Annotated in this window: 24 protein-coding genes and 3 pseudogenes; 10 read left to right on the top strand and 17 right to left on the bottom strand. The window is 50.3% G+C overall.

From position 1 onward, the window contains the following. Positions 1–238: 238 nt before the first annotated feature. The 10 genes and pseudogenes from yqjG to exuR all read right to left on the bottom strand — a co-directional run bounded on the left by yqjG (position 239) and on the right by exuR (position 5,596). Positions 239–1,224: pseudogene (gene yqjG, locus C1P89_RS23085) on the bottom strand (glutathionyl-hydroquinone reductase YqjG). 69 nt (positions 1,225–1,293) lie between these two features. Next, positions 1,294–1,686, bottom strand: coding sequence for a DoxX family protein (locus C1P89_RS23090; RefSeq protein WP_000732233.1), 393 nt, complete (start codon positions 1,684–1,686; stop codon positions 1,294–1,296). 185 nt (positions 1,687–1,871) lie between these two features. Then, complete coding sequence (locus C1P89_RS23095; protein WP_000096086.1) at positions 1,872–2,171, bottom strand: YqjK-like family protein; 300 nt, start codon at positions 2,169–2,171, stop codon at positions 1,872–1,874. Beyond that, positions 2,161–2,565, bottom strand: coding sequence for a phage holin family protein (locus tag C1P89_RS23100; RefSeq protein WP_000785722.1), 405 nt, complete (start codon positions 2,563–2,565; stop codon positions 2,161–2,163). Before C1P89_RS23100 ends, C1P89_RS23095 begins: the two co-directional genes overlap by 11 nt. A 2-nt stretch (positions 2,566–2,567) precedes the next feature. Beyond that, entirely contained in the window at positions 2,568–2,873 is a 306-nt protein-coding gene (locus C1P89_RS23105) for an ElaB/YgaM/YqjD family protein (RefSeq protein ID WP_000031415.1), read from the bottom strand. Positions 2,874–2,910: 37 nt separating this feature from the next. Further along, positions 2,911–3,279 (bottom strand): DUF1090 family protein YqjC, encoded by a 369-nt coding sequence (gene yqjC / locus C1P89_RS23110; RefSeq protein WP_001297156.1) that lies wholly within the window; start codon positions 3,277–3,279, stop codon positions 2,911–2,913. Between the two features lie 146 nt (positions 3,280–3,425). Beyond that, positions 3,426–3,809 (bottom strand): EnvZ/OmpR regulon moderator MzrA, encoded by a 384-nt coding sequence (gene mzrA / locus C1P89_RS23115; RefSeq protein ID WP_001166768.1) that lies wholly within the window; start codon positions 3,807–3,809, stop codon positions 3,426–3,428. Between the two features lie 3 nt (positions 3,810–3,812). Further along, entirely contained in the window at positions 3,813–4,475 is a 663-nt protein-coding gene (gene yqjA / locus C1P89_RS23120; RefSeq protein WP_000422147.1) for a DedA family general envelope maintenance protein YqjA, read from the bottom strand. A 21-nt stretch (positions 4,476–4,496) separates the two neighbouring features. Beyond that, a complete protein-coding gene (gene yqiM / locus C1P89_RS26180; protein WP_211180508.1) occupies positions 4,497–4,580 on the bottom strand; it encodes a protein YqiM in 84 nt (27 codons plus the stop codon). A gap of 239 nt (positions 4,581–4,819) precedes the next feature. Continuing rightward, complete coding sequence (gene exuR, locus C1P89_RS23125) at positions 4,820–5,596, bottom strand: transcriptional regulator ExuR (protein ID WP_000406488.1); 777 nt, start codon at positions 5,594–5,596, stop codon at positions 4,820–4,822. A 295-nt stretch (positions 5,597–5,891) separates the two neighbouring features. Between exuR and C1P89_RS23130 the strand changes: the two genes are divergently transcribed. The 4 genes and pseudogenes from C1P89_RS23130 (at position 5,892) to C1P89_RS23145 (ending at position 10,998) form a co-directional block, all read left to right on the top strand. Continuing rightward, positions 5,892–6,608: a fimbria/pilus periplasmic chaperone gene (locus tag C1P89_RS23130; protein WP_077814945.1), complete on the top strand. Its 717-nt coding sequence runs from the start codon at positions 5,892–5,894 to the stop codon at positions 6,606–6,608. A 29-nt stretch (positions 6,609–6,637) separates the two neighbouring features. Next, positions 6,638–7,138, top strand: coding sequence for a CS1 type fimbrial major subunit (locus C1P89_RS23135; protein ID WP_000755097.1), 501 nt, complete (start codon positions 6,638–6,640; stop codon positions 7,136–7,138). A 91-nt stretch (positions 7,139–7,229) separates the two neighbouring features. Beyond that, positions 7,230–9,914, top strand: coding sequence for a TcfC E-set like domain-containing protein (locus C1P89_RS23140; protein WP_000358651.1), 2,685 nt, complete (start codon positions 7,230–7,232; stop codon positions 9,912–9,914). Next, a pseudogene (locus tag C1P89_RS23145) lies at positions 9,911–10,998 on the top strand (CblD like pilus biogenesis initiator family protein). The gene C1P89_RS23140 and the pseudogene C1P89_RS23145 overlap by 4 nt, the downstream one beginning before the upstream one ends. Positions 10,999–11,080: 82 nt before the next feature. On the opposite strand, the pseudogene exuT reads toward C1P89_RS23145, so the two are convergent. Beyond that, positions 11,081–12,378 (bottom strand): annotated as a pseudogene (gene exuT, locus C1P89_RS23150) (hexuronate transporter ExuT). A gap of 482 nt (positions 12,379–12,860) precedes the next feature. Between exuT and uxaC the strand changes: the two are divergent. From uxaC to C1P89_RS23165, 3 genes are all read left to right on the top strand, one after another. Next, a complete protein-coding gene (gene uxaC, locus C1P89_RS23155; RefSeq protein ID WP_000187442.1) occupies positions 12,861–14,273 on the top strand; it encodes a glucuronate isomerase in 1,413 nt (470 codons plus the stop codon). A 14-nt stretch (positions 14,274–14,287) separates the two neighbouring features. Beyond that, positions 14,288–15,775, top strand: coding sequence for an altronate dehydratase (gene uxaA / locus C1P89_RS23160; protein WP_001199376.1), 1,488 nt, complete (start codon positions 14,288–14,290; stop codon positions 15,773–15,775). 82 nt (positions 15,776–15,857) lie between these two features. After that, entirely contained in the window at positions 15,858–16,409 is a 552-nt protein-coding gene (locus C1P89_RS23165; protein ID WP_000128137.1) for a YgjV family protein, read from the top strand. Between the two features lie 4 nt (positions 16,410–16,413). Here the strand turns inward: C1P89_RS23165 and sstT are convergent, their stop codons facing one another. From sstT to C1P89_RS23190, 5 genes are all read right to left on the bottom strand, one after another. Beyond that, on the bottom strand, positions 16,414–17,658 hold the full coding sequence (gene sstT, locus C1P89_RS23170; protein WP_000211655.1) for a serine/threonine transporter SstT: 1,245 nt from the start codon (positions 17,656–17,658) through the stop codon (positions 16,414–16,416). A gap of 615 nt (positions 17,659–18,273) precedes the next feature. Next, positions 18,274–19,239, bottom strand: a complete 966-nt coding sequence (gene alx / locus C1P89_RS23175; RefSeq protein WP_001098805.1) for a TerC family membrane protein Alx — start codon at positions 19,237–19,239, stop codon at positions 18,274–18,276. A 282-nt stretch (positions 19,240–19,521) separates the two neighbouring features. Then, positions 19,522–20,508: a Gfo/Idh/MocA family protein gene (locus C1P89_RS23180; RefSeq protein WP_001446103.1), complete on the bottom strand. Its 987-nt coding sequence runs from the start codon at positions 20,506–20,508 to the stop codon at positions 19,522–19,524. Between the two features lie 78 nt (positions 20,509–20,586). Then, positions 20,587–21,270, bottom strand: a complete 684-nt coding sequence (locus C1P89_RS23185) for a SanA/YdcF family protein (RefSeq protein ID WP_001183060.1) — start codon at positions 21,268–21,270, stop codon at positions 20,587–20,589. Positions 21,271–21,346: 76 nt separating this feature from the next. Then, complete coding sequence (locus C1P89_RS23190; RefSeq protein ID WP_001305117.1) at positions 21,347–21,850, bottom strand: M48 metallopeptidase family protein; 504 nt, start codon at positions 21,848–21,850, stop codon at positions 21,347–21,349. A gap of 84 nt (positions 21,851–21,934) precedes the next feature. Here C1P89_RS23190 and rlmG point away from each other — a divergent pair, with 84 nt between their 5' ends. From rlmG to higA, 3 genes are all read left to right on the top strand, one after another. Then, positions 21,935–23,071 (top strand): 23S rRNA (guanine(1835)-N(2))-methyltransferase RlmG, encoded by a 1,137-nt coding sequence (rlmG, locus tag C1P89_RS23195; protein WP_000018685.1) that lies wholly within the window; start codon positions 21,935–21,937, stop codon positions 23,069–23,071. A 284-nt stretch (positions 23,072–23,355) separates the two neighbouring features. Continuing rightward, positions 23,356–23,670: a type II toxin-antitoxin system toxin HigB gene (gene higB, locus C1P89_RS23200; RefSeq protein ID WP_000550189.1), complete on the top strand. Its 315-nt coding sequence runs from the start codon at positions 23,356–23,358 to the stop codon at positions 23,668–23,670. Further along, on the top strand, positions 23,667–24,083 hold the full coding sequence (higA, locus tag C1P89_RS23205; RefSeq protein WP_000560263.1) for a type II toxin-antitoxin system antitoxin HigA: 417 nt from the start codon (positions 23,667–23,669) through the stop codon (positions 24,081–24,083). The genes higB and higA overlap by 4 nt, the downstream gene beginning before the upstream one ends. Positions 24,084–24,127: 44 nt before the next feature. Here the strand turns inward: higA and fadH are convergent, their stop codons facing one another. Further along, complete coding sequence (gene fadH / locus C1P89_RS23210) at positions 24,128–26,146, bottom strand: NADPH-dependent 2,4-dienoyl-CoA reductase (RefSeq protein WP_000121452.1); 2,019 nt, start codon at positions 26,144–26,146, stop codon at positions 24,128–24,130. Positions 26,147–26,210: the final 64 nt, after the last annotated feature.

The following is a 26,210-nucleotide window of genomic DNA, read 5'->3' on the forward strand; positions in this document are numbered from 1 at the left end:
ACGTGAATGAAATGGCAGTAAATATTCGTTCAAGGAATTAATAAAGTGCTGTGAAGGCGCGCTAAGACTGATGACAAGCGCAAAATCGCCAGATGCGCTACGCTTATCTGGCCTGCGCGGTCATTGCAACATATTGAATATAAATGTTTTGTAGGTTTGATAAGGCGTTCACGCCGCATCCGATATGAACAACATGCACTTAGCTAATTATCAGAGGCACTTCGTAAGGTGCCTTTTTTTAACCGAAGCGAACATCTCGTCCTGCGGTTCATCGAGATCCTGCCACGGACCAATTGAAATAATCCCCGTAGGGTTGATGGTCTTATGGCTGCGGAAGTAATGATTACGGATGTGATCGAAATTGACAGTTTCGGCGATCCCCGGCATCTGGTAGATATCGCGCAGGAAGCCATACAGATTCAGGTAATCGCTGATGCGGTGCTTATCACACTTGAAGTGGGTCACATACACTGGATCAAAACGCACCAGCGTAGTCCACAGGCGAATATCGGCTTCGGTTAGCTGGTTGCCGGTCAGGTAACGATGCTGGCCTAAAATCTGCTCCAGTCGCGCCAGCGATTCAAACACTTTCGCCACCGCCTCGTCGTAGGCTTGCTGGCTGGTGGCAAAACCAGCTTTATACACGCCGTTGTTAACGGTGTCATAAATCCAGCCGTTAAGTTCGTCAATTTTCGTTTGCAGGGCTGGTGGGTAGTAATCACCCGCTTTCGCGCCCAGCGCATCAAACGCGGTATTGAACATGCGGATGATTTCTGTTGATTCGTTGCTGACGATGGTGTGGTTCTTTTTGTCCCACAGTACGGGAACAGTAACTCGTCCGCTGTAGTGTGGATCGGCGTGGAGATAAAGCTGATACAGAAATTCATGTTGATAGAGCGTATCTCCGGTTGCTCCCGGAAAACTGTCATCAAAGGTCCAGCCGTTTTCCAGCATCAGCGGGTTCACTACGGAAACGGAAATAAACGGTTCCAGTCCTTTGAGTTTGCGCATGATCAGCGTGCGGTGCGCCCACGGGCAGGCGAGTGAAATATAGAGATGATAACGATCTTTCTCTGCGATAAAACCGCCTGTGCCAGTGGGGCCAGGTGCGCCATCGGCAGTGAGCCAGTTACGAAATGCGGAAGCTGAACGTTGAAATTTACCGCCGGTAGATTTGGTATCGTACCAGGTGTCATGCCAGACGCCGTCAATCAGTTGACCCATTTTTCTCTCCTCCAATAGCAAAAACGAGGAGCTTCCTCCTCGTTTTTTATCGTTAAGTATAGCGCGTGCTTACCACTTTTTATTCAGCAGGCGGTCGATGCTATACGCGCCCGGACCGGTAATTGCCAGCAGCAGGAATCCGCCAGAAATTGTCAGGTTTTTCATGAACATCAGCGAGTTGACGCCTTCAGCAAAGTTGCTGTGAAATAAAAATGCCGTCAGCAGCGTAAAGCCCGCAGTAAACAGGGCTGTGGTGCGAGTCAGGAAACCGAACAGGATTGCCAGACCACCACCGAACTCAAGCAGAATCACCAGCGGCAGCATAAAACCCGGGACACCCATTGCTTCCATATATTGTTGGGTACCAGAGTAAGCGGTGATTTTTCCCCAGCCTGCGGTAATAAACAGAATCGGCATTAAAATGCGCGCTACCAGTACACCAACATCTTCTAATTTTTTCATCATACTCTCCACTGCGCCACTCAGGCTGCTGATTGTTTTTTTGTGCAAGGGCGCGGTATTAGCGTCGTTGCTGTCGATGGAGAGAATCATAAACGTGGTGAATGATGATTGTTAGCAAGGAAAACTGTCAAAAATCTTCAAAAAATTTGAGGGATAAGGCCGGAATTGCTCCGGCCAGAGGGAAGTTAACCGCGAAGCTGTTGCTGCTTGAGGGTCGTTTTAACCAGACGCCAGGCGCTCCATACGCCAAAACCGCGTCTGGCCCAGCGGACCAGCATATTAGGATGGCGAATCGTCCAGATCGCCATCACGCTACTGCCAACCAGCGCCCAGGAGCGCAGACTTAGCAGCATATTCCAGCGACGATCGTAAGCGCCTGTTGCCTCCAGCCATTCACGACGACTGGCGGAAAGATCCAGCCGTTGTTGCTGGATCTGGCTAAGCAGTTGCGCCTTACGTCGTTCACGTTCGACTTTACTGCTCACGGGACTCCTCCTCGAGCAGTTGCCGATCGTTTGCCAGCTCATGGCGTGTATGGCGCAGCAAGGTGGATTTACGCGATTTACGTAACGTCCAGATACCGCCAATCAGTGCCAGTAGCAGCAACACCACGGTGGTGGCAATCATCGCATTCAGGCGATATTGCGGATCAACCGCCCAAATAATTAGCACCATCAGGCTCATAAGACCAAATGCAGCGAAAAGCATCGTCAGGCCCAGCATCAGTAAAAGTTGAAAGAGATTAGCTTTTTCCTCTTCCAGCTCCACCACCGCCAGCCGCAGACGTGTTTCCACCATTTCAACCATGATGGAAACAATTCGCTGCCCGATGCCCAGAACGCTTTTACCGGGCCCTTGCGCGTGATGAGTGTCCGCCATAATTAACGACGCGACAGCAGAACGCCGAGCACTACACCGATTGCAGCGCCAATTCCCACGCCGGTCCACGGATTTTCACGCACATACTCATCAGCACGCGCCGCCGCGACACGGGTTTGTTTGGCGATGGCATCACCGGTTTCACCCAGGCGATAACGGCTCTGTTTCAGTGCCTGCTCCGCTTTGCTACGAATCTTACTCAACTCTTCTTTCGACTTCTCGCCAGATGAGCTAAGCACCTCTTCCAGCGTATCGGAAAGGGATTTCAACTCAGCACGCAGATGTTCCGTAGTGTGTTCTTTCGACATAGTTTTCTCCAGGTGAGTAAGTAGTGACTATTGTGAGTTAGTAGTCGCGCGCTTCCAGCTTTTTCAGCTCTTCCTGCGCTTCTGCCAGTTTCCGTTCGCGTTTGGCAATCTTATCGGCATCGCCTTTTTGCTTCGCCTCGGCTAAATCTTGCTGGCGTTCCGCCACCTCATCTTTCTGCTTTGCGATTTTCTTGTGATGATCGGCACGCAGCTGGCTATCTGAACAGTTGGCCCGGACTTCACTCAGGGCTTTATTCAGACCGTCAATACGATTCTGGTTTTGGTGTTTTTCGGCATAGCTGATCTCCTTAAGGATATTTTGCTCCTTTTCCTGACACAGGGTAGTGGCATAACTACCGGCACTAAGAGCAAAGAGAGAAACAGCTAAAGCGATGCGGTATTTCATTCTTGAACCTTCCATTGTGATTCGGACCTATTACAAAGGAACGATTGTCCAGACAACGAAGCGGTAGTGTTAACCACCGCCTCATTAATCATAGACAGTTACGGTGAAATCACCAAAGTGAGTGATATGTTTCGGATAACAGGAAGTTATCCGAAGCGATGAGAGTTATCCCGTAACCGGGTCAGCCACTGCATAGCCTGACTGTTATTGTCCTGCTGCGCAATGATGTAGCCATGGGGCAATGTTCTGTCGAGGACCGCTTTTGCGGCGGCGCTCTGGTCGCTGGAGTCAAATGTAATTAACAGAGTGTCGTTTTTGGGGGTGATACTTTTGAAAGGAATGCCATGAGCGTCAAGGTGATGCCAGATCGAAAAACCGTCTGGCATCGTTGTGCCTTGATGAACGGCACGAATCGCCAGCGTAGACTCTTGCTGGCGAACCGCGGACCAGGCCAGCAACAGCGTGCCGACCAGAAGTAAAACAGTGCCGGACCAGGCTAGCTGGCGAAGCGACATGCGAGGTATTTGCATCCCTTACCCCCGATTTCCATATTTCTTTTTCCATAACACGACCAGAGAACCTGCCAGGCCAAACACCAGCAGCACCACCGGGAGCAGCATCAGGCATGACATCAGCTGGTCCTCGTACTTTAAAAATATCGGCGTTTTGCCGAGCATGTAACCCAGAGTTGTCAGGATCAATACCCACAGCAGACCGCTCATCCAGTTGAAAAACTGAAAGCGCGCGTTATTCAGCCCTGATAACCCGGCAATCGTCGGCAGCAGTGTTCTGACAAACGCAATAAAGCGACCAATTAACAGCGCCGATAAACCGTGTTTATGAAAAAGATGGTGTGCGCGTTGATGATAATGCGCGGGTAAATGAGATAGCCAGTTTTGTACGGTGCGGGTATTGCCCAGCCATCGCCCCTGAATATAGCTGACCCAGCAGCCGAGGCTGGCGGCAACGGTCAGCAGCAGAATCGTTTGCGGGTAACCCATCGCGCCTTTCGCAATCAACACGCCGACCAATACCAGTAAACTGTCGCCCGGTAAAAAGGCCGCTGGAAGCAAGCCGTTTTCAAGGAACAAAATTACAAACAAGACAAAATACAACATGCCAATCATCGATGGATTGGCCAGGGTTTCAAAATCCTGCGCCCACAGGGCTTGCAGCAATTGGGTCAAAAGTTCCATTCATTATTCCTGGTGAATCGGTTAACGCCACGCTGGTTTTAAAAGATGCACTACCGCAATGTTATTGCTGTTTTGGTATGTTCTGCGGGTTTGATACATCAACACAGCCTGAACTATTCCCTGTTAAATCGTGAGATAAGAAAGCATTCAAAAACATAAATTCAAATTGAATCTAATTGTAACAAAGGTCAACGTTGTTCGTTATCAAAATTACATGTCCGTGGAGTCTGATTTTGCTGAATGCAGGGGAGGGTGGCGAGAGGATTTACACAGGCTGACACTTTATACTTTTCGCTTACCGACGAAGCGAACAGGCGCGTCGCAGCGCCTGTCGGACAGGAGTTTCATTTACTGCCACTGGTGGCCGTATCGAGATGCACTACCGGGTTTTCGGCGAATAGATAGCGGTCGGCATTGAACTCGAAATCGTCGCTGGTTTCGTTAAATAACATGATTTTGGTGTTTTCCAGATGCTGCCACATTGCCAGCTTAGCAGCATGGGGATCTTTGCGAATTAACGCCTTGAGAATTTGATCGTGGTCATCACACCAGTTATCAACGGTACGGGAATCAATGTGTTCGTGTAGTTTTTTCCAGTACGGGTTATGGCTACGCTGGGTCCACATTTTTTCAACGATGGCCGCCAGGGCGGAGTTCTGCGTCGCCAGGGCTACCTGAATGTGGAACTGTAAATCCCACTCGGAATCACGGAAGCATTGTTCGCCGCGCGCCTGTTCCTGAATGGCCATCAGTTTCATGATGTCTTGTTTCGTTACCTGAGTTGCCGCGAACTCGGCAATATTACTTTCGATGAGCTGGCGAGCCTGAAGCAACTCAAACGGACCGTAATTGGCGAATTCCATATTATTGTCAGCCGCCTGCTGATGGCGCGGCTGGTTGGAAACCACATGAATACCTGAACCTTTACGCACCTCCACATAGCCTTCAACTTCCAGCATGATGATGGCTTCACGAACTACCGTTCGGCTGACGTTCTTTTCATCGGCAATAAAGCGTTCGGCAGGCAGTTTATCACCCACCAGATAGACGCCCTGTTCAATGCGCTCTTTCAGGTCAGCGGCAAGTTGTTGATACAAACGGCGTGGTTCAGTGATTTCCATATGCGTCTCCCGGAGTGGAATGCGGACGAAGTTATCATACCACTTTATTCATGGGTATGCCATTGGTCATATATAAATTTGGTGATTGAATTAATGTATTGAATTAATATTGTGAATATTTATAAATTCCTAAAAAATAAGTATCGTCATTGTGAAAGCTACTAAATTTCAGTAAGTTAATTCCCAGCCTTTAAATTTAATATTAACTAAAAATGCTTTTTTATATTGACTTACAATAAATCTACATCTCTAATACACCAACTTTTTGGAAACAATATTGTAAGATCAAATTTATATGGTGGCGAAAATTAATCTCTTATCACGGCTTACGCCGCTTTTATTCGTGTTCGCTCCTTTTTTGGCACAGTCAAATATGACTGTTTATCCTATGGCTGTTTCCATTAATAGTCAGGGTGAAGGCAACGTTCGCGTAATATCTAAAAGTAATGAAGTTCAGTACATCAAGGCGACAGTATTCCGTATCGATAATCCATCGACGCCTCAGGAAAATGAAGTTGAGATTAAATCCGGTGATGCAAATCATCTGGTTGTTATGCCACCTAAATTCGCTTTACCAGCCGGTAGTAGCAAAACTGTGCGCTTTGTTGCAATGGAACCAGAGCAAAAAGAAAAAAATTATCGCGTTAAATTTGAAGCGGTTCCCAGTATTGATGACGTTGCCACAGATAAAAAAGATCTCTCTATGCAGTTAACAGTTAACTTAATTTGGGGGATTGTTGTTAGTGTTCCACCTCAGCAACCTATTGCTAAGTTAGAAGTAAATGCTGCCCAAAAATTAGTTAATGCAGGGAATCAACGCTTAAAGATTTTAACGATCGCTTATTTTAAAAATAATAGCAAAGAAAATTGTAAGATACAGACCGTAAATAAAAACATCTTCCTTGGTCAGGAAAGAAATCTTGAAAGCATATCTGGCTACGACAAAATCGTTGTCAAATATAATAACTGGATCACCAAAGATAATGGCGAGTTTGAACTGGCGGTCCATTAATTATCATTGTAATAAACGAAGGAATAGTAATGAAAAAGGTATTTGCAAAATCTCTTCTGGTCGCAGCGATGTTTTCTGTTGCAGGCTCCGCATTGGCAGTACAAAAGGATATTACTGTAACGGCCAACGTTGATGCCGCTCTGGATATGACACAGACCGATAACACCGCGTTGCCGAAAGCAGTAGAAATGCAATATCTGCCGGGGCAGGGTCTGCAATCTTACCAGTTGATGACCAAAATCTGGTCTAACGACGTTACCAAAGATGTAAAAATGCAGTTAGTTTCCCCGGCGCAACTGGTTCAAAGCCTGGATGCTAGCAAGATTGTTCCGCTGACAGTAACCTGGGGCGGTGAAGAAATTAAAGCTGATGCGGCAACCACTTTTACCGCAACCAAAATCTTTGCTTCCGATGCGTTAACTAACGGTTCTCTGGCTAAAAACCTGATGTTTGCTCAAACCACCAAAGGTGTTCTGGAGACAGGCATCTACCGTGGTGTAGTAAGCATTTATCTGTCTCAGGATATCTAATCCAGATAACAGAATTAACACGTAACAAAGGGAGGGGTAGCCCTCCCTTATTTTAACTGTTTTAGTATTTGTTATGGATTTCAGGATTGCCATGGATAAAAAATTACTGGCTCTTTTGATCCTGGCGAGTCTCAGCCCGGCAGAGGCGACATTAACCGAAATTCCCGCAGGGTTTGAGGTTATTGCTCAGGGACAGCAGGAGTATATCGAGGTTTATTTTTCAGGGAAAAGTCTCGGTAAATATTATGCAATGGTTAATCTTGATACCGTAACATTTCTTGATCCAGCAAGTCTATATAACAAGCTGGAACTGGATGTAGACGATCAGAAAATCGCGCATATAGTGAAAGAAAAATTATCGCAGCCGCTAGCTCGCCACGGTGAATTGGCTTGCGGTTATGTACGTACTGACTCAGGGTGTGGTTTTCTGAATACCGATACGCTGGAAATAATCTATAATGATGAAGAAAGTTCGGCAACGTTGTTTATTAATCCGCAATGGAATTCAGCTTTCGATGCGAAGTCATTATATTTAAATCCAGACAAAAATACTGTTAATGCTTTTATACATCAGCAAGACATCAATGTTCTGGCACAGGATGATTACCAATCGTTGTCTATTCAGGGAAACGGTGCGCTGGGAATAACAGAAAATAGTTATATTGGTGCACACTGGAATTTCAACGGTTATGATGCAGATGATGTCAGTGACAGTAATGCTGACGTCAGCGATCTCTATTATCGTTATGATTTTTTACGTCGTTATTATGTGCAGGCGGGTCGCATGGACAACCGCACACTATTTAATGCACAAGGCGGGAACTTTACCTTTAACTTTCTGCCACTCGGTGCAATTGATGGGATGCGTATCGGGTCGACACTGAGCTATTTAAACCAGGCGCAAAGCCAGCAAGGAACCCCAGTAATGGTTCTGCTTTCGCGCAATTCTCGTGTTGACGCTTATCGTAATGAGCAACTTTTGGGATCGTTTTATCTCAATAGTGGTTCGCAATTTATTGATACCAGTTCCTTTCCGCCAGGCAGCTACAGCGTGGCATTAAAAGTCTACGAAAATAACCAACTCACCCGCACCGAGCTTGTGCCGTTTACCAAAACCGGCGGTCTGACTGACGGAAATGCGCAATGGTTCTTACAGGCAGGTAAAACTACATCACAGGTTTCTGATGATGAAAGTTCAGCTTATCAGCTAGGAGTACGCCTGCCATTACATCCGCAATATGAGCTCTACGCAGGGCTGGCGAATGCCGATGATGTGAGTGCTTTCGAGTTAGGTAATAACTGGACGGCAGATTTAGGCGGGGTGGGGAATCTTGCAATCAGCGCCAGCGTGTTCCGTAACGATGACGGCGGCAAAGGTGATATGCAACAGGCCAACTGGAGTAATCCGGGATGGCCGACGTTGGGCTTTTATCGGACCAACTCTGACGGCGATGCTTGTACAACCGACAGCAGAGAGAGCTATAACGCCTTAAGCTGTTATGAAAGTATTTCCGCGACGGTTTCACAGAATTTTGTCGGCTGGAATATGATGCTGGGTTATACCCGCACACAAAATAACACTGATGATAGTTTGCGTTGGGATAAACAGCAGAGCTTTGAAAATAACTATCTTCGCCAGACAACAGCGCAAAGTATCTCTGAAACTGTACAACTTAGCGCTTCCCGCGCTTTTGTGATGCGTGACTGGATTTTGAGTACGTCAGTCGGTGTTTTCCATCGTAATGACAACGGTGGCGATAACGACGACAACGGCTTGTACTTATCGTTTTCGTTATCTGACACGCCAACGATGGATAGCAATAACAACAGCCATTCAACAAATGTGTCTACGGATTATCGTTATAGCGAACAGGATGGCGATCAAACGTCATGGCAGTTATCGCATACCTTTTATAACGATTCATTCAGCCATAAAGAACTTGGCGTAACCGTCGGAGGCCTGAACACCGATACCATAAACAGCGCGGTTAACGGGCGTTGGGATGGGCAATACGGAAATGTCTACGCTACCGTATCTGATAGTTATGACCGTAAGAATCATGATCATCTTTCGGCCTTTACGGGCACTTATAGCTCTACGCTGGCTGTCAGTTGCTATGGCGTTAATTTGGGAGCCAGTGGTACAGACGATTTGCTGGGTGCGGTACTGGTGGATGTGAAAGGCTTCTCTGAACAGGATGAAGAGAGTCAGGATCTGCAACTCGAAGCGCGGGTGGCAGGCAGCCGAACTTTGCAGCTTGGTCAAAGTGACAGTGTGTTGTTCCCTTATCCTGGATTTCAGTCTGGTTTTGTTGAGGTTAACGACAGTAGCCAGGGCAATCAGCAGGGGACAACAAACATCATTAACGGTGCAGGGAATCGTGAATTAATGTTGTTGCCTGGCAAGCTGCGCTATCGCGAAGTGTCTGCCAGCTTTAACTACAACTATATCGGTCGTTTATTACTGCCGGCAGCGGTGAAAAAATTCCCGATTGTGGGGCTGAACAGCGCCATGTTACTGGTAGCTGAAGATGGAGGATTTACACTTGAAATTAACGGCAGCGAAAAAGAGCTCTATCTGCTTTCCGGGCAGCAATTCCTTAAGTGTCCACTGAGTGTTGTAAAGAAACGCGCCAGCATTCGTTACAGCGGAGATGTTACTTGTAGTGTGGTGACTTATTCACAATTACCGGAGTCGATTCAGGTTCAGGCACAGTTGAAACAGCCTAAATTACGTGGAAACGTTCAGACGGCGCAAAGGGAGGTTGCACCATGAGAAATCGATTGATTGCGGCGATATTGGGCTTGTTTGGCACGCTCATTGGCGTTCAGGCAGCTCCTGACGTGACCAGTGAAATTACGTATGATTTGGCATCTGGTAGAGCGGATTATTACTTCTGGAAGGATGAAGCGTCGGCAGGAAATAATGGATATATGTGGTATGAATGTTCGTATCCTGACCTCCAACAAACCTGTACAGCTAATGGAAATATATCGACAGTACAAATCTATTTAACTGAACAACGCAGTGGGATGCGTTGGCCGGTAAAACTCAAAGGATTTAAAACAGCCATTGTAAGTAGCGATGAAGCGCCGCCAGGATGCAAGGGGGCAAAGGGCTTCAGACGAATCTTAAGGATTCTAATAGATCTTCATGTACAGAAGATGGTCAACATTATTATATATACGATACAAAGTTTCTTACGCTCTACCTTGAGCAGACAGAGATGAAGAATTTGCCGATTGGTGGCGTCTGGAAGGGGAAAGTTAAATTACATTCGAACAGCCCGGCCCAGGACTATTTCGCAAATATTACCCTGAATACGCTCGACCCCAACCATATTGACGTGTTCTTCCCGGAGTTCGCCCACGCCACGCCAAGGGTGCAGTTAGACTTGCATCCAACAGGAAGCGTTAACGGCAGCAACTACGCGCAAGATCTGACCATGTTGGACATGTGCCTGTACGATGGTTTTAACGGTAATGCCATCAGTTATGAAATCATGCTCAAAGATGAAGGGCGACCAGCTGCAGGGCGCAGAGACGGTGACTTCTCTATCTATCGTCAAGGAGGGACCACCACCGACGAGGGAGAACGCATTGATTACCGGGTCAAAATGTACAACCCGGAAACCGGTGGGCAAATTGATGTGCGCAATAATGAAAATATGGTCTGGAACAGCATTAACCTGAAACGTGTGCGTCCGGTGGTACTGCCCGGTATTCGCTATGCCGTGATGTGTGTGCCGACACCCTTGACTCTGGCAGTCGATAAATTCAGCGTGATGGATAAACAGGCCGGGTACTACATGGGCAAATTGTCAGTAATCTTTACGCCTTCCTTGCCAACCATCAATTGACCCCGCAGACCAGAAAAAACTAAACAACGAAGCCGCCTGATAAGGCGGCTTCGTCATTACAACTTACGTTAAACGTTAAACGTTAATGTTGCGGTGCGGGATCGTTATGTGTTTCCTGCGCCACCTCAATCGCCGGTTTGTTCTGCAATACGGTCCAGATAACCAGCGCACCCAGCAGGTCAAATACTGCCAGAACTGCGAACAGCGGGCTGAAGCCGATGGTGTCAGCCAGTGCACCGACAACCAGCGCAAACAGCGTACTTGCCAGCCATGCGGACATCCCGGTTAAACCGTTCGCCGTCGCCACTTCGTTACGACCGAACACGTCAGAAGAGAGCGTAATCAGCGCGCCAGACAGTGCCTGGTGGGCAAAACCACCGATACACAGCAGCATAATTGCGACATACGGGTTGGTGAACAGACCGATCATACCCGGGCCAATCATCAGCACAGCACCCAGCGTTACGACCATCTTACGGGAAACGATCAGGTTCACACCAAACCAACGCTGGAACAGCGGCGGCAGGTAACCACCGAGGATACAACCGAGGTCAGCAAACAGCATCGGCATCCAGGCGAACATCGCGATCTCTTTCAGGTTAAAGCCGTAAACTTTAAACATGAACAGCGGGATCCACGCGTTAAAAGTACCCCAGGCCGGTTCTGCCAGGAAACGCGGCAGTGCGATACCCCAGAACTGACGGTTACGCAGGATCTGACCAACGGACATTTTCTTCGCCGTGCTCACCTGGTGCTGGGCTTCCTGACCATTAATAATATAGTCGCGTTCTTCATCGGTCAGATGCTTCTGGTCGCGCGGATGTTTATAGAAAATCAGCCATGCCATCGCCCAGATAAAGCTCAATGCACCGGAGATGATAAATGCCATCTGCCAGCTGTGCATCACGATTGCCATACCACCAGCGGCGGCGCAATCATCGCACCAATCGAAGAACCTACGTTAAAGTAGCCTACTGCGATGGAACGCTCTTTCGCCGGGAACCATTCGGAGCTGGCTTTCAGACCCGCCGGGATCATCGCTGCTTCCGCGGCACCGACCGCACCACGAGCAACAGCCAGGCCACCCCAGCTACCTGCCAGCGCGGTTACACCACAGAACACGGCCCACAGCACAGCAAACATTGCATAACCGATTTTCGTACCCAGCACATCCAGTACATAACCTGCTACCGGTTGCATGACCGTATAAGCAGCAGAATAGGCTGCGATGATATAGGAATACTGTTGGGTGGAGATGTTTAACTCTTCCATCAGAGTTGGCGCAGCTGCCGCCACAGTGTTACGCGTCAGGTAACCAAGCACGGTGCCGAGCGTCACCAGTGCGATCATATACCAACGTAACCCTTTAATTTTACGCATGTAAAACCTCATCGTTTTGTTATATCCGCAGGAAGCGCGGCCATCATCCCGCCAGAGGCTGAAGATGTTAGTTACGACCGGGTAACCGAAAAAAAACCGGCACGCCCCGAACGTTGCCATGAAAGTTTCGTGCTAATTCGGCTTCCGTACCGGTTAACCCGATTCATCTAACAAATGAATGAATCGGCAATTTGCATTCCGTCGACTTATGATTTGCGACGGCAGAAAGATAACTTGTCATACAACTTTAAAAGGTGAGAGCCATCACAAATGTGCGAATATTTGTAGGGACATTACCTGACGACAGCGAGGCCAGTACTGGCGCGGCCTGCAGCGAGATTTATCACTTTGAGAGTAATTTTTTTAACTACGTTTATTGATCTAACTCACGAAAATATCTTCGGACTCTGGAAATTGGTGTGATAACTTTGTCAGCATCGCACCATAAGCAAGCTAGCTCACTCGTTGAGAGGAAGACGAAAATGACTCCGTTTATGACTGAAGATTTCCTGTTAGATACCGAATTTGCCCGCCGTCTGTATCACGACTACGCAAAAGACCAGCCGATTTTCGATTACCATTGCCATTTGCCGCCGCAGCAGATTGCGGAAGACTATCGTTTTAAAAACCTGTATGACATCTGGCTGAAAGGCGATCACTACAAATGGCGCGCTATGCGTACCAACGGTGTGGCCGAGCGTCTGTGTACCGGTGATGCATCTGACCGTGAAAAATTTGACGCCTGGGCGGCGACTGTTCCGCACACTATCGGCAACCCGTTATACCACTGGACGCACCTTGAACTGCGTCGTCCGTTTGGTATCACTGGCAAATTGCTTTCTCCGTCAACTGCCGATGAAATCTGGAACGAATGTAACGAACTGCTGGCGCAGGATAACTTCTCCGCGCGCGGCATCATGCAGCAGATGAACGTGAAAATGGTCGGCACCACCGATGACCCGATCGATTCTCTGGAGCATCACGCAGAGATCGCCAAAGACGGCTCTTTCACCATCAAAGTGCTGCCGAGCTGGCGTCCGGACAAAGCCTTCAACATCGAACAGGCGACCTTTAACGACTACATGGCGAAGCTGGGCGAAGTTTCCGATACCGACATTCGCCGCTTTGCTGACCTGCAAACTGCCTTGACCAAACGTCTGGATCACTTCGCCGCTCACGGCTGTAAAGTGTCTGACCATGCGCTGGACGTGGTGATGTTTGCTGAAGCGAACGAAGCGGAACTGGACAGCATTCTGGCGCGCCGTCTGGCTGGCGAAACCCTGAGCGAGCACGAAGTGGCACAGTTCAAAACTGCGGTACTGGTGTTCCTTGGTGCCGAATATGCACGTCGCGGCTGGGTACAGCAGTACCACATTGGCGCGCTGCGTAATAACAACCTGCGTCAGTTCAAACTGCTGGGGCCGGATGTAGGCTTTGACTCCATCAACGACCGTCCGATGGCGGAAGAGTTGTCTAAGCTGCTGAGCAAGCAGAACGAAGAAAACCTGCTGCCGAAAACCATTCTCTACTGCCTGAACCCGCGCGATAACGAAGTGCTGGGCACCATGATCGGTAACTTCCAGGGCGAAGGTATGCCGGGCAAAATGCAGTTCGGTTCCGGCTGGTGGTTTAACGATCAGAAAGACGGTATGGAACGTCAGATGACCCAACTGGCGCAGCTCGGTCTGCTGAGCCGCTTTGTCGGTATGCTGACTGACAGCCGTAGCTTCCTGTCATACACCCGTCACGAATACTTCCGCCGCATTCTGTGCCAGATGATCGGTCGCTGGGTGGAAGCGGGCGAAGCACCGGCGGACATCAACCTGCTGGGCGAGATGGTGAAAAATATTTGCTTTAACAATGCGCGTGACTACTTCGCCATTGAACTGAACTAAGGTCTGGGGTTGATATGCAATACATCAAGATCCATGCGCTGGATAACGTCGCGGTCGCTTTAGCAGATTTGGCTGAAGGCACAGAAGTCAGTGTCGATAACCAGACTGTTACGCTGCGCCAGGATGTTGCTCGTGGACATAAATTTGCGTTAACGGATATCGCAAAAGGGGCCAACGTCATCAAATATGGCCTGCCGATTGGTTATGCATTGGCGGATATTGCGGCGGGGGAACACGTCCACGCCCACAATACGCGCACGAATCTGAGCGATCTGGATCAGTATCGCTATCAACCTGATTTTCAGGATCTGCCTGCGCAAGCGGCAGATCGTGAAGTGCAGATCTATCGTCGCGCTAACGGCGATGTCGGGGTGCGTAACGAGCTGTGGATCCTGCCAACCGTGGGCTGTGTCAACGGCATCGCGCGGCAAATCCAGAACCGTTTCCTGAAAGAGACCAACAACGCCGAAGGTACCGACGGCGTGTTCCTCTTCAGCCACACCTACGGCTGCTCACAACTGGGCGACGATCACATCAACACCCGCACCATGCTGCAAAACATGGTGCGCCACCCGAACGCGGGCGCAGTGCTGGTGATTGGTCTGGGCTGTGAAAACAACCAGGTTGCCGCATTCCGTGAAACGTTGGGCGATATCGATCCTGAACGCGTTCATTTCATGATCTGCCAACAGCAGGATGATGAGATCGAAGCCGGGATCGAGCATTTGCATCAGCTGTATAACGTGATGCGCAACGATAAACGCGAGCCAGGCAAACTCAGCGAACTGAAGTTTGGTCTGGAGTGCGGTGGTTCTGACGGTCTTTCTGGTATTACTGCTAACCCGATGCTGGGGCGTTTCTCTGACTACGTGATTGCTAACGGCGGTACTACCGTACTGACCGAAGTGCCGGAGATGTTTGGCGCAGAGCAGTTGCTGATGGACCATTGCCGCGACGAAGCAACGTTTGAAAAACTGGTCACCATGGTCAACGACTTTAAACAGTACTTTATTGCCCATGATCAGCCGATCTACGAAAACCCATCACCGGGGAACAAAGCGGGCGGTATCACCACGCTGGAAGACAAATCACTTGGCTGTACCCAGAAAGCGGGTTCCAGTGTCGTGGTTGACGTGCTGCGTTACGGCGAGCGTCTGAAAACGCCTGGGCTGAACTTGTTAAGTGCGCCGGGTAACGATGCCGTAGCGACCAGCGCCCTGGCGGGTGCGGGCTGCCATATGGTGCTGTTCAGTACTGGTCGCGGCACGCCATACGGTGGATTTGTGCCGACGGTGAAAATCGCCACCAACAGTGAACTGGCGGCGAAGAAAAAACACTGGATCGACTTTGACGCGGGTCAGCTGATCCACGGTAAAGCGATGCCGCAGTTGCTGGAAGAATTTATCGACACCATCGTTGAGTTTGCCAACGGTAAGCAAACTTGCAACGAGCGTAACGACTTCCGCGAACTGGCGATCTTCAAAAGCGGCGTAACGCTATAAAGTCGAAATGAGTTGTTAATAAAAAACGGCGTTTCATAATGTGAAGCGCCGTTTGCTTTTCCATACCTGATAAGGATTTATCATGACCGCGTATTGGCTGGCCCAGGGCGTGGGTGTCATCGCCTTTCTGATTGGTATCACAACATTTTTCAATCGTGACGAACGTCGCTTCAAAAAGCAGCTTTCGGTCTATAGCGCCGTTATTGGCGTACATTTTTTTCTTCTGGGCACCTATCCCGCTGGTGCCAGTGCCATCCTTAATGCCATTCGTACATTGATTACCTTACGCACGCGCAGCTTATGGGTAATGGCGATTTTTATTGTGCTGACTGGCGGAATTGGCCTCGCGAAGTTCCATCATCCTGTCGAACTATTGCCGGTTATCGGTACGATTGTCAGTACCTGGGCGCTGTTCCGCTGTAAAGGGCTCACCATGCGCTGCGTGATGTGGTTTTCAACGTGTTGCTGGGTGATTCACAACTTCTGGGCGGGGTCGATAGGCGGCACAATGATTGAGGGTAGTTTTCTGCTTATGAATGGCTTGAATATCATTCGTTTCTGGCGGATGCAGAAAAGGGGAATTGATCCGTTTAAAGTAGAGAAAACCCCTCCCGCCGTAGACGAAAGGGGTTAAACAATTAATTACGCAGGGCGCTATTTGCCAGACGATCGTCTTCCGCCTGGCAAGCTGCCGCAGTGAACAGCACGTCAGTTGAAGAGTTCAGCGCGGTTTCGCAAGAGTCCTGCAATACGCCGATGATAAAGCCGACGGCAACCACCTGCATGGCGATATCGTTCGAAATACCGAACATATTACAGGCCAGCGGGATCAGCAGCAGAGAACCCCCCGCCACGCCGGATGCGCCACAGGCACACAGAGAAGCCACCACGCTCAACAGCAGCGCCGTGGGCAGATCGACCGGGATACCCAGCGTATTAACCGCAGCCAGCGTCAACACGGTAATGGTGATTGCTGCGCCCGCCATATTGATGGTGGCACCCAGCGGAATAGAAACGGAATAGGTATCGCGATCCAGATTCAGCTTTTCACACAGTGCCATATTCACCGGAATGTTCGCCGCAGAGCTGCGGGTGAAGAAGGCATACACGCCGCTTTCGCGCAGGCACAGCAGCACCAGCGGGAACGGGTTACGACGAATTTTCCACCACACCAGCAATGGGTTAACCACCAGCGCCACCAGTAACATACAGCCAACCAGCACGACCAGCAGTTGCGCGTAGCCCCACAGTGTGGAGAAACCGGTGGTTGCCAGGGTAGAAGAAACCAGACCAAAAATACCAATCGGTGCGAAGCGAATGACCAGTTTCACCATAAAGGTGACGGCATTCGACATATCGTTGACCAGGTTTTTGGTGGTCTCGTTACCGTGACGCAGTGCGAAACCGAGGCCAATTGCCCACACCAGGATCCCGATGTAGTTACCTTTCAGCAGCGCGTCGATGGGGTTGGAAACCATGCTCATTACCAGCCCGCGCATCACTTCTACAATGCCTGACGGTGGCGAAATATCACCCGCGCTACTGGATAAGTGCAGGGTAGAAGGGAAGGCGAAGCTGAAAACGACTGCGGCCAGAGCAGCAGAGAAGGTACCCAGCAGATAGAGGAACAAAATAGGGCGGATATTGGTTTTCTGCCCGTGCTGGTGGTTAGCAATAGATGCCATCACCAGCATCAACACCAGGATGGGGGCAACGGCTTTCAGTGCGCCGACGAACAAAGTACCTAACAGACCAACAGCTTCCGCCGCGGGTTTTGATATCCATGCCAGAAGAATCCCCAGAACAAGGCCGACCAGGATTTGTTTTACCAGGCTGCCATGAGCCAGACGCCGGAATAGCCCCGGTGAACGTTGCGTAGTCATTTTTCGATCCTTTCATTGTGTTATCGCACATCCCTGGTGCGTTCTGTCGACGCATCTTTCAGGATGTAACAAAGTGTTTGCAAGGTCGAGTATAAGGAAAGTTACAGCTTCGGGAAGCGAAAAATGCTGGATTTTAAAGAGAAGTCATATTTTGAAACTTAATGGTTACATTTGTTTGACATAAACAGAGGGAAGGACTGGCTACTAAGGCTGATTAGATAACATATGGGCAAAACTATTTGGAATATGAGAACGGTTGCGCTCCTTTAATGTGCTATGCCATATAAAGTCACTGGCGCAGGGAGCGCGCAGGGGGCGGCCAATCGCCGCCGCCCCCTGCACCCCCAGGCTCTGGCGAACAAAATCGCCGCTGCGCGATTCCCTCAGCTTATCCCTTGCGGCTACCGGGTCGGGCGCAAGGGAACGTCCCTGTAAGATGCGCCCTCGCCGCGCATCCATGCGCGTCGCCCCGGCCTCCAGGGAACGCTTCGGCGATTTTGACGCCACCAACACCCGTGCGGTCTTTTTGTAAAGAGCTACAAGCCGATTACATAATTAATAGCTCACCTTTGTCTGGAATGAGTTATCTCTAGGAATGGCTTAATATACAGCGAATCATTCTCCCCGCTGCTTATCATGCCGATAATTCACCCAGGCGTTGATAATAAACGTCATCACCAGAATGCCAAACACCACGCCCAGCGAGACGGCGATTGGAATATGGTAGAAGTCGACAATCAGCATCTTGATACCGATAAACACCAGAATCACCGCCAGGCCATATTTGAGCATCGAGAAACGCTCTGCTACGCCCGCCAGCAGGAAATACATCGCACGCAGGCCGAGGATCGCAAACAGGTTTGAGGTCAGCACAATGAACGGGTCAGTGGTCACGGCGAAGATAGCCGGAATGCTATCCACGGCGAAAATCACGTCGCTCAATTCCACCAGAATCAGTACCAGCATCAGCGGTGTGGCGTACAGCAATCCATTCTTACGCACAAAGAAATGCTCGTTGTCGATGGTGTCGGTCATGCGCAAATGACCGCGTAGCCAGCGCACCAGCGGCTTGTCGCCAATGCCTGATTCATCTTCATGGGCGAGCGCCATCTTCACGCCGGTAAACAGCAGGAAGGCACCGAAGATATACAGGATCCAGTCGAACTGCGAAATTAGCCAGCTGCCAGTGAAGATCATGATGGTACGCAGAACAATCGCCCCGAGCACGCCATACACCAGCACGCGGCGTTGTAATGCCGCCGGAACAGAGAAATAGCTGAACAACATCAGCCAGACAAAGACGTTATCGACCGCCAGCGATTTCTCAATCAGATAACCCGTGAGAAAGGCCAGTGCCTGTGGATCGGCAACGGCGCGACCTTCAGTTTGCACCAGATACCACCAGAAAGCGGCGTTAAACAGTAACGACAGCGTCACCCAGACCAGCGACCAGGCCGCAGCCTGTTTCATGGTCATGGCATGTGCCCCACGACGCCCCTGCAACAACAGGTCGATAGCCAGCATAATGGCGACAACAACAGCGAATCCGCCCCATAGCAACGGCGTGCCGACAGTATTCATAGAAGTTCCTTACACATAAAAAAACGGCCAACGTCGGAAGACGTCAGCCGCTGCTTTTTATGCATAGACCTCGCCTTCCGGCAAGGTCTCACTTACAACAAAAAAGGAATACGTCTGCGTATTCCTTTCGGGTTGCCCGGTGACCGGATGTGGTTTTTCACACATCGTAATGACGATCGACCGGCAATGAAGTTACTCCCCTTTGCAGGTAACAAAGTATGACAGACCATTCAGCCAGTCAATGGTCTGTTACATACCTTTTACACTGTTTTACTTTGGCAATTATAGTTTTACGCTATCTGCCGGAAAAATCACCCCAGTCTGGCGGCGGATCTCAGTCAGCAGTTTGGCGGTGATGCGACTGACCGCCAGCCCTGGATGATCCACCAGATGCTCATCCACCAGGGTAGCAAACAGCTCTGCTTCGTAGAGCATGGTATTAATATGCTGCGGCTGGGTGAGATCCTGCATCTGGCTGCCACGCGGCACGAAGCACACTTTCTGGCATTCAGACAGTTTTTCAATCACCAGCGATCCCGCTTCGCCCTGAATCTCGCTTTCCAGGACAGAATCACTGACCTTTGAGTGCTGCAACGTAACGCTGAAATCACCGTAATCCATCACCACCACGCCGTGGGCATCTACGCCGCTTGCCAACAAACTGGCGGTTGCCTGCACGCTTTTCGGTTCACCGAATAATGCCACCGCCGACGCCAGGCAGTAAAAGCCGATATCCATAATTGAACCGTTAGAGAATGCCGGATTAAAGGTGTTGGGATTCTCACCATCCAGGTAACGTTGATACCGCGAGGAATACTGGCAATAGTTGAAAAAGACTTTACGCAATTTGCCGACTTTCGGCAGCGCCTGGCGCAGCAAATGAAAGTTCGGCAGGCTGGCGGTTTTAAATGCCTCAAACAGCACCACCTGATTTTCCCGCGCACAGGCAATGGCGGCATCCACTTCCGCCAGATTCGACGCCAGTGGTTTCTCGCAAATCACATGAATTTTATGGCTAAGGAAAAGTTGTGTCTGGGAAAAGTGCAGGGCATTCGGGCTGGCAATATACACCGCGTCAATGGCATCGCTTTCCGCCATCGCTTCCAGCGAGGTAAACAGATGCTCGACAGAAAAATCATTGGCGAAGTGCTGGGCCTGTTCAAGGCTGCGGGAATATACGGCGGTTAACTTGTATTTACCGCTCTCATGGGCGGCCTCGACGAACTGGCGAGTGATCCAGTTCGTACCAATCACAGCGAAACGTATCATAACGCGTGGATACTCCATAAAGGGATTCTGTCGTCAATGTAGCACGCCTTTTTCATCTTCGACGTGCGCAGATACGCATTATTCTTTCGCCGGACAGCCATGCTCACTAAACGGCCCAATCATGACCGATGGCCCGAGATATTTCGGCTGGCGATGGAGGATTTTGGCGTCAATCACCGCGCTGACACGAGCGAGTTTCTCCCGCAGTTGAGTATAAAAACCGTGCTTCATATTAAGGTCTGGCGCGTTAAACCCGATAGCGTCGATGCCGTACTGTTTTGCCAGCCAGATGGCGCGTTGGTTATGAAATTCTTGCGAGATAATGGTGATATGGTTTTCCCCAAACACCTTTTTGGCACGCACCACTGAATCAAGCGTTGAGAATCCGGCATAGTCGCAGAAGATCACTTTCGCCGGTACGCCTTTAGCGATCAAAGCCTGCTGCATACCTGAGGCTTCATCGTAATTTTTACGTCCGTTATCGCCACTGACTAACAGCCATTTCACTTTTCCGACGTGGTACAACGCTGCTGCGGTATCAATACGTCGGGTAAAGTAGCGATTACCCGGCCTCGCCCCCAGCAATAAACCCACGTTACGCGCCGGAACTGCGTTGACATCGCTCCAGGTCAGCTGCTTGCTGGCGTTGACCATTACGCGATCGGCGATAAAAATGGTCGCTCCTGCCACAAGTAACAGTAAGCAGGTAATCTTTAGAGTCCGGCGAGAAAAACAAATACGGAGAAGAAGGCGGGGCTGCATGGTCGTTATCCTTAACGAAAGGGGGGAGGTCGATTTTAGGCGCTAAAGAAAGAAAAGATAACGCCTGACATCATTTTCAGATTTTGTCCTGCCCAAGCGACAACTGCGTTAGCCACAGCCGGGTGTCGAACTCAAGCTGGTGGTACTGCGGCTCCATATGGCAGCACAACTGGTAAAACGCTTTGTTATGCTCTTTCTCCTTCAGGTGCGCCAGTTCGTGCACCACGATCATGCGTAAAAACGGTTCCGGCGCGTTGCGAAACACAGTAGCGACGCGGATCTCTGCTTTTGCTTTCAGCTTGCCGCCCTGCACACGAGAAACAGCGGTATGTAATCCGAGCGCGTTTTTCAGTACGTGGATCTTATTGTCATACATCACTTTAGTGATCGGCGGGGCATTGCGCAGAAACTGATTTTTTAGATCCTGGGTATATTGCCAGAGGGCTTTATCGGTGGCGTAGTCGTGTGTTCCCGGATAGCGTTTTGCCAGCACATCGCCCAGACGCTGTTCGTTAATCAGCGTTCGCACCTGGGAAAGTAGCTGCTCGGGATAACCCTGAAGATAAGTAAGATTGCTCATAACCGCCCACGAAAAAGAGAAAAAGGGTATACTCACGCACCCTTTTCAGGGGCAACGTCGAAATTTTATCATTCAGGAGGGCCGATGAGCCACTTAGACAACGGTTTCCGTTCACTGACACTACAACGTTTTCCGGCGACGGATGACGTTAACCCGCTACAGGCGTGGGAAGCGGCGGATGAATATTTGCTGCAACAGTTGGACGACACAGAAATCCGCGGCCCGGTGTTGATCCTGAATGATGCCTTTGGTGCGTTAAGCTGCGCGCTGGCGGAACATAAGCCGTACAGCATTGGCGACTCATACATCAGTGAACTGGCGACGCGCGAGAATTTACGCCTCAACGGGATTGATGAGTCGAGCGTGAAGTTTCTCGACAGCACCGCCGACTACCCGCAACAGCCGGGTGTGGTGCTGATCAAAGTGCCGAAAACACTGGCATTGCTGGAACAGCAACTGCGTGCGCTGCGCAAAGTGGTCACGTCGGATACACGTATTATTGCCGGTGCCAAAGCCCGTGACATTCACACTTCCACGCTGGAGCTGTTCGAGAAAGTGCTCGGCCCGACCACCACTACGCTGGCATGGAAAAAAGCGCGCCTGATTAATTGCACTTTCAATGAACCGCCGCTGGCCGATGCGCCGCAGACCGTTAGCTGGAAGCTGGAAGGTACTGACTGGACTATCCACAACCATGCGAATGTCTTCTCCCGCACCGGGCTGGATATTGGCGCACGCTTCTTTATGCAACATCTGCCAGAGAATCTCGAAGGTGAGATTGTCGATCTCGGTTGCGGTAATGGCGTTATTGGTCTGACGCTGCTTGATAAAAACCCTCAGGCGAAAGTGGTGTTTGTCGATGAATCGCCGATGGCGGTTGCTTCCAGCCGTTTGAACGTTGAAACCAACATGCCAGAGGCGTTAGATCGCAGCGAGTTTATGATCAACAACGCGCTCTCCGGCGTGGAGCCTTTCCGCTTTAATGCTGTGCTCTGCAACCCGCCGTTTCACCAACAACATGCGCTGACCGATAACGTCGCCTGGGAGATGTTCCACCATGCCCGCCGCTGCCTGAAAATCAACGGCGAGCTGTATATTGTTGCCAACCGTCACCTGGATTACTTCCATAAACTGAAGAAGATTTTCGGCAACTGCACCACCATCGCCACGAATAATAAATTTGTGGTGCTGAAAGCAGTGAAGCTGGGGCGTCGTCGGTAAGATTGGGAGTTACCTGCCGGATGCGGCGTTAACGCCTTATCCGGCCTACGTTCAGCACGTTACTCCCAGGCCGGATAAGACGCGGCAAGCGTCGCATCCGGCAATGTCTGCCCAGTTCTGGAATCGCGCTTCCATAAAACAAAAAATCCCTCTCACCATCCTCTACATTCTCTTGTTTAGCGTTTTTCTACGTTTATTCTTCCGTCACACAGATAAATTCATCCGTTGCCAATCTGTCAACGGATGTTATCATATTGCCAATTTGTCAACGGACGTGATGAAGAATGCACCTGATAACTCAAAAAGCATTGAAAGATGCTGCGGAAAAATACCCGCAACATAAAACGGAGTTGGTGGCTCTGGGGAACACGATTGCTAAGGGATATTTCAAAAAACCTGAGTCATTAAAAGCAGTATTCCCATCTCTGGATAACTTCAAATATCTGGATAAGCATTATGTTTTCAATGTTGGGGGCAATGAATTACGTGTTGTAGCAATGGTCTTTTTTGAATCGCAAAAGTGCTACATACGTGAAGTTATGACGCATAAAGAATACGATTTCTTTACCGCTGTTCATCGTACTAAGGGGAAAAAATGATTGCGATTGCCGACATCTTGCAAGCAGGAGAAAAGCTAACTGCGGTGGCACCTTTTCTGGCGGGTATTCAGAACGAGGAACAATACACCCAGGCGCTGGAACTGGTAGATCATCTGCTGCTCAACGATCCTGAAAACCCCTTGCTGGATCTGGTGTGTGCCAAAATAACCGCGTGGGAAGAATCAGCGCCCGAATTTGCGGAATTTAATGCCATGGCTCAAGCCATGCCTGGCGGTATAGCCGTGATTCGTACCCTTATGGATCAATATGGTTTAACCCTTGCCGATCTGCCGGAAATTGGCAGTAAATCTATGGTGTCACGCGTTTTGAGCGGGAAGAGGAAATTAACGCTGGAACACGCTAAAAAATTGGCAACGCGATTCGGCATTTCTCCCGCCTTGTTTATTGATTAACGCGACGTGCCGGATGCGTTGCATCCGGCGCTTAAAATAACGATTTAAATCTCCAGCGCCAGCCGTGTTCCCTGGGCAATTGCCCGTCGTGCGTCCAGCTCCATAGCCACATCGCAGCCGCCAATTAAATGCACAGTTTTCCCGCTATCAATCAGCGGTTGCGCCAGCGCGCGGTTTGGCTCTTGCCCTGCGCAGATCACCACATTGTCCACTGCTAATACCTGCGTTTCGCCGTTGATCACCACATGCAGCCCGTCATCGTCAATCTTCTGATAACTTACGCCTGGGATCATTTTCACACCCCGCGAGAGCAGGGTGGTGCGATGGATCCAGCCGGTGGTTTTGCCTAACCCCTGTCCCGGTTTGCTGGCTTTGCGCTGGAGCATCACAATTTGCCGTGGGCTACGCGGGATCTGCATTCCCTGCGGGCTTAAGCCACCAGCCTGTTGTAGGCTGCTGTCGATCCCCCACTCATTACAGAACCTGGCGATATTCTGGCTGGTGGATTCGCCCGGCTGACTTAAATACATCGCCGTATCAAAACCAATCCCGCCACAACCGATGATGGCAACCTTGTTGCCTACCGGCGCTTTGTCGCGCAGTACATTGAGATAACTCAATACCTTCGGATGATCGATCCCGTCGATAGGCGGAACGCGCGGCACGATCCCACTGGCGAGGATCGTTTCATCGAACGCCTGTAACTGATCCGCCGTCACGGTGTGATTGAGTTTCAGCGTCACGCCCGTCACTTCGATCATCCGGTGGTAATAGCGCAGCGTTTCGTAAAACTCCTCTTTGCCGGGGATCTGTTTGGCGATATTAAACTGCCCGCCGATCTCGCTGTGGGCATCAAACAATGTTACCTGATGCCCACGCGCCGCCGCGTTAATGGCAAACGCCAGCCCAGCAGGTCCCGCACCGACCACCGCCAGATTTTTTTTCTGCACGGCAGGAAGGATTGGCATTTTGGTTTCGTGGCAGGCGCGAGGATTCACCAGGCACGAGGTGACTTTGCCAACGAAGATCTGATCGAGGCAGGCCTGATTGCAGCCAATGCAGGTGTTGATCTCATCGGCTCGCCCCGATTGCGCTTTTGACAGCAGTTCCGCATCAGCAAGAAACGGTCGTGCCATCGATACCATATCGGCATCGCCGCGCGAGAGAATATCGTCGGCAACCTGCGGATCGTTAATCCGGTTGGTGGTTACCAGCGGCAGCGAGACGTGGCCTTTCAGTTTGCGCGTGACCCAGCTAAATGCGCCGCGCGGCACGGGCGTGGCAATGGTCGGAATACGTGCTTCATGCCAGCCAATGCCGGTGTTGATAATGGTCGCGCCCGCCGCTTCAATGGCCTGCGCCAGCTCTACCGTTTCGGCAAAAGTCCCGCCGTCTTCGACCAGGTCGAGCATCGACAGTCGGTAGATAATAATGAAGTCGTTGCCGACGCGTTCGCGCACCGCACGCACTACTTCTACGGCAAATCGCATCCGGTTGCGGTAATCGCCGCCCCACTGGTCACTACGCTGATTGGTGCGCAGCGTCAGAAATTCGTTGATCAAATACCCTTCGGACCCCATTACCTCTACACCGTCGTATCCTGCCTCCCGTGCCAGTTGCGCGCAGTGGGCGAAATCGTCGATCAGTTGCAGGATCTCTTCATGGGTGAGTTCGTGAGGAACGAAACGGTTGATGGGGGCCTGCAATGCGGAGGGAGCGACCAGATGCGGTTGGTAGCTGTAGCGCCCGGTATGCAAAATTTGCAGGGCTATTTTGCCGCCTTCCTGATGTACCGCTTCGGTAATGGTGCGATGGTGTGGGATCTGGCTGGCGTCGTTGAGCATTGCGCCACCTTCCATGCCAACGCCTGTTAAATCTGGTGCAATGCCGCCGCTGACAATCAGCGCCACGCCGTGACGGGCGCGTTCGGCATAAAACGCTGCCAGCCGCTCGGCACCGTCCGGGTATTCCTCCAGCCCGGTGTGCATTGAGCCCATCAACACGCGGTTTTTTAACGTGGTAAAACCTAAATCCAGCGGGGCGAACAGCGACGGGTAGCTCATAAAATTGTCCAGTATGTAAAATAATTGTTATGTGGTCGGATGAGTTCTAATTTAGCCGTCGATG

This window comes from Shigella sonnei, from assembly GCF_002950395.1.
Taxonomy (GTDB): Bacteria; Pseudomonadota; Gammaproteobacteria; order Enterobacterales; family Enterobacteriaceae; genus ECMA0423.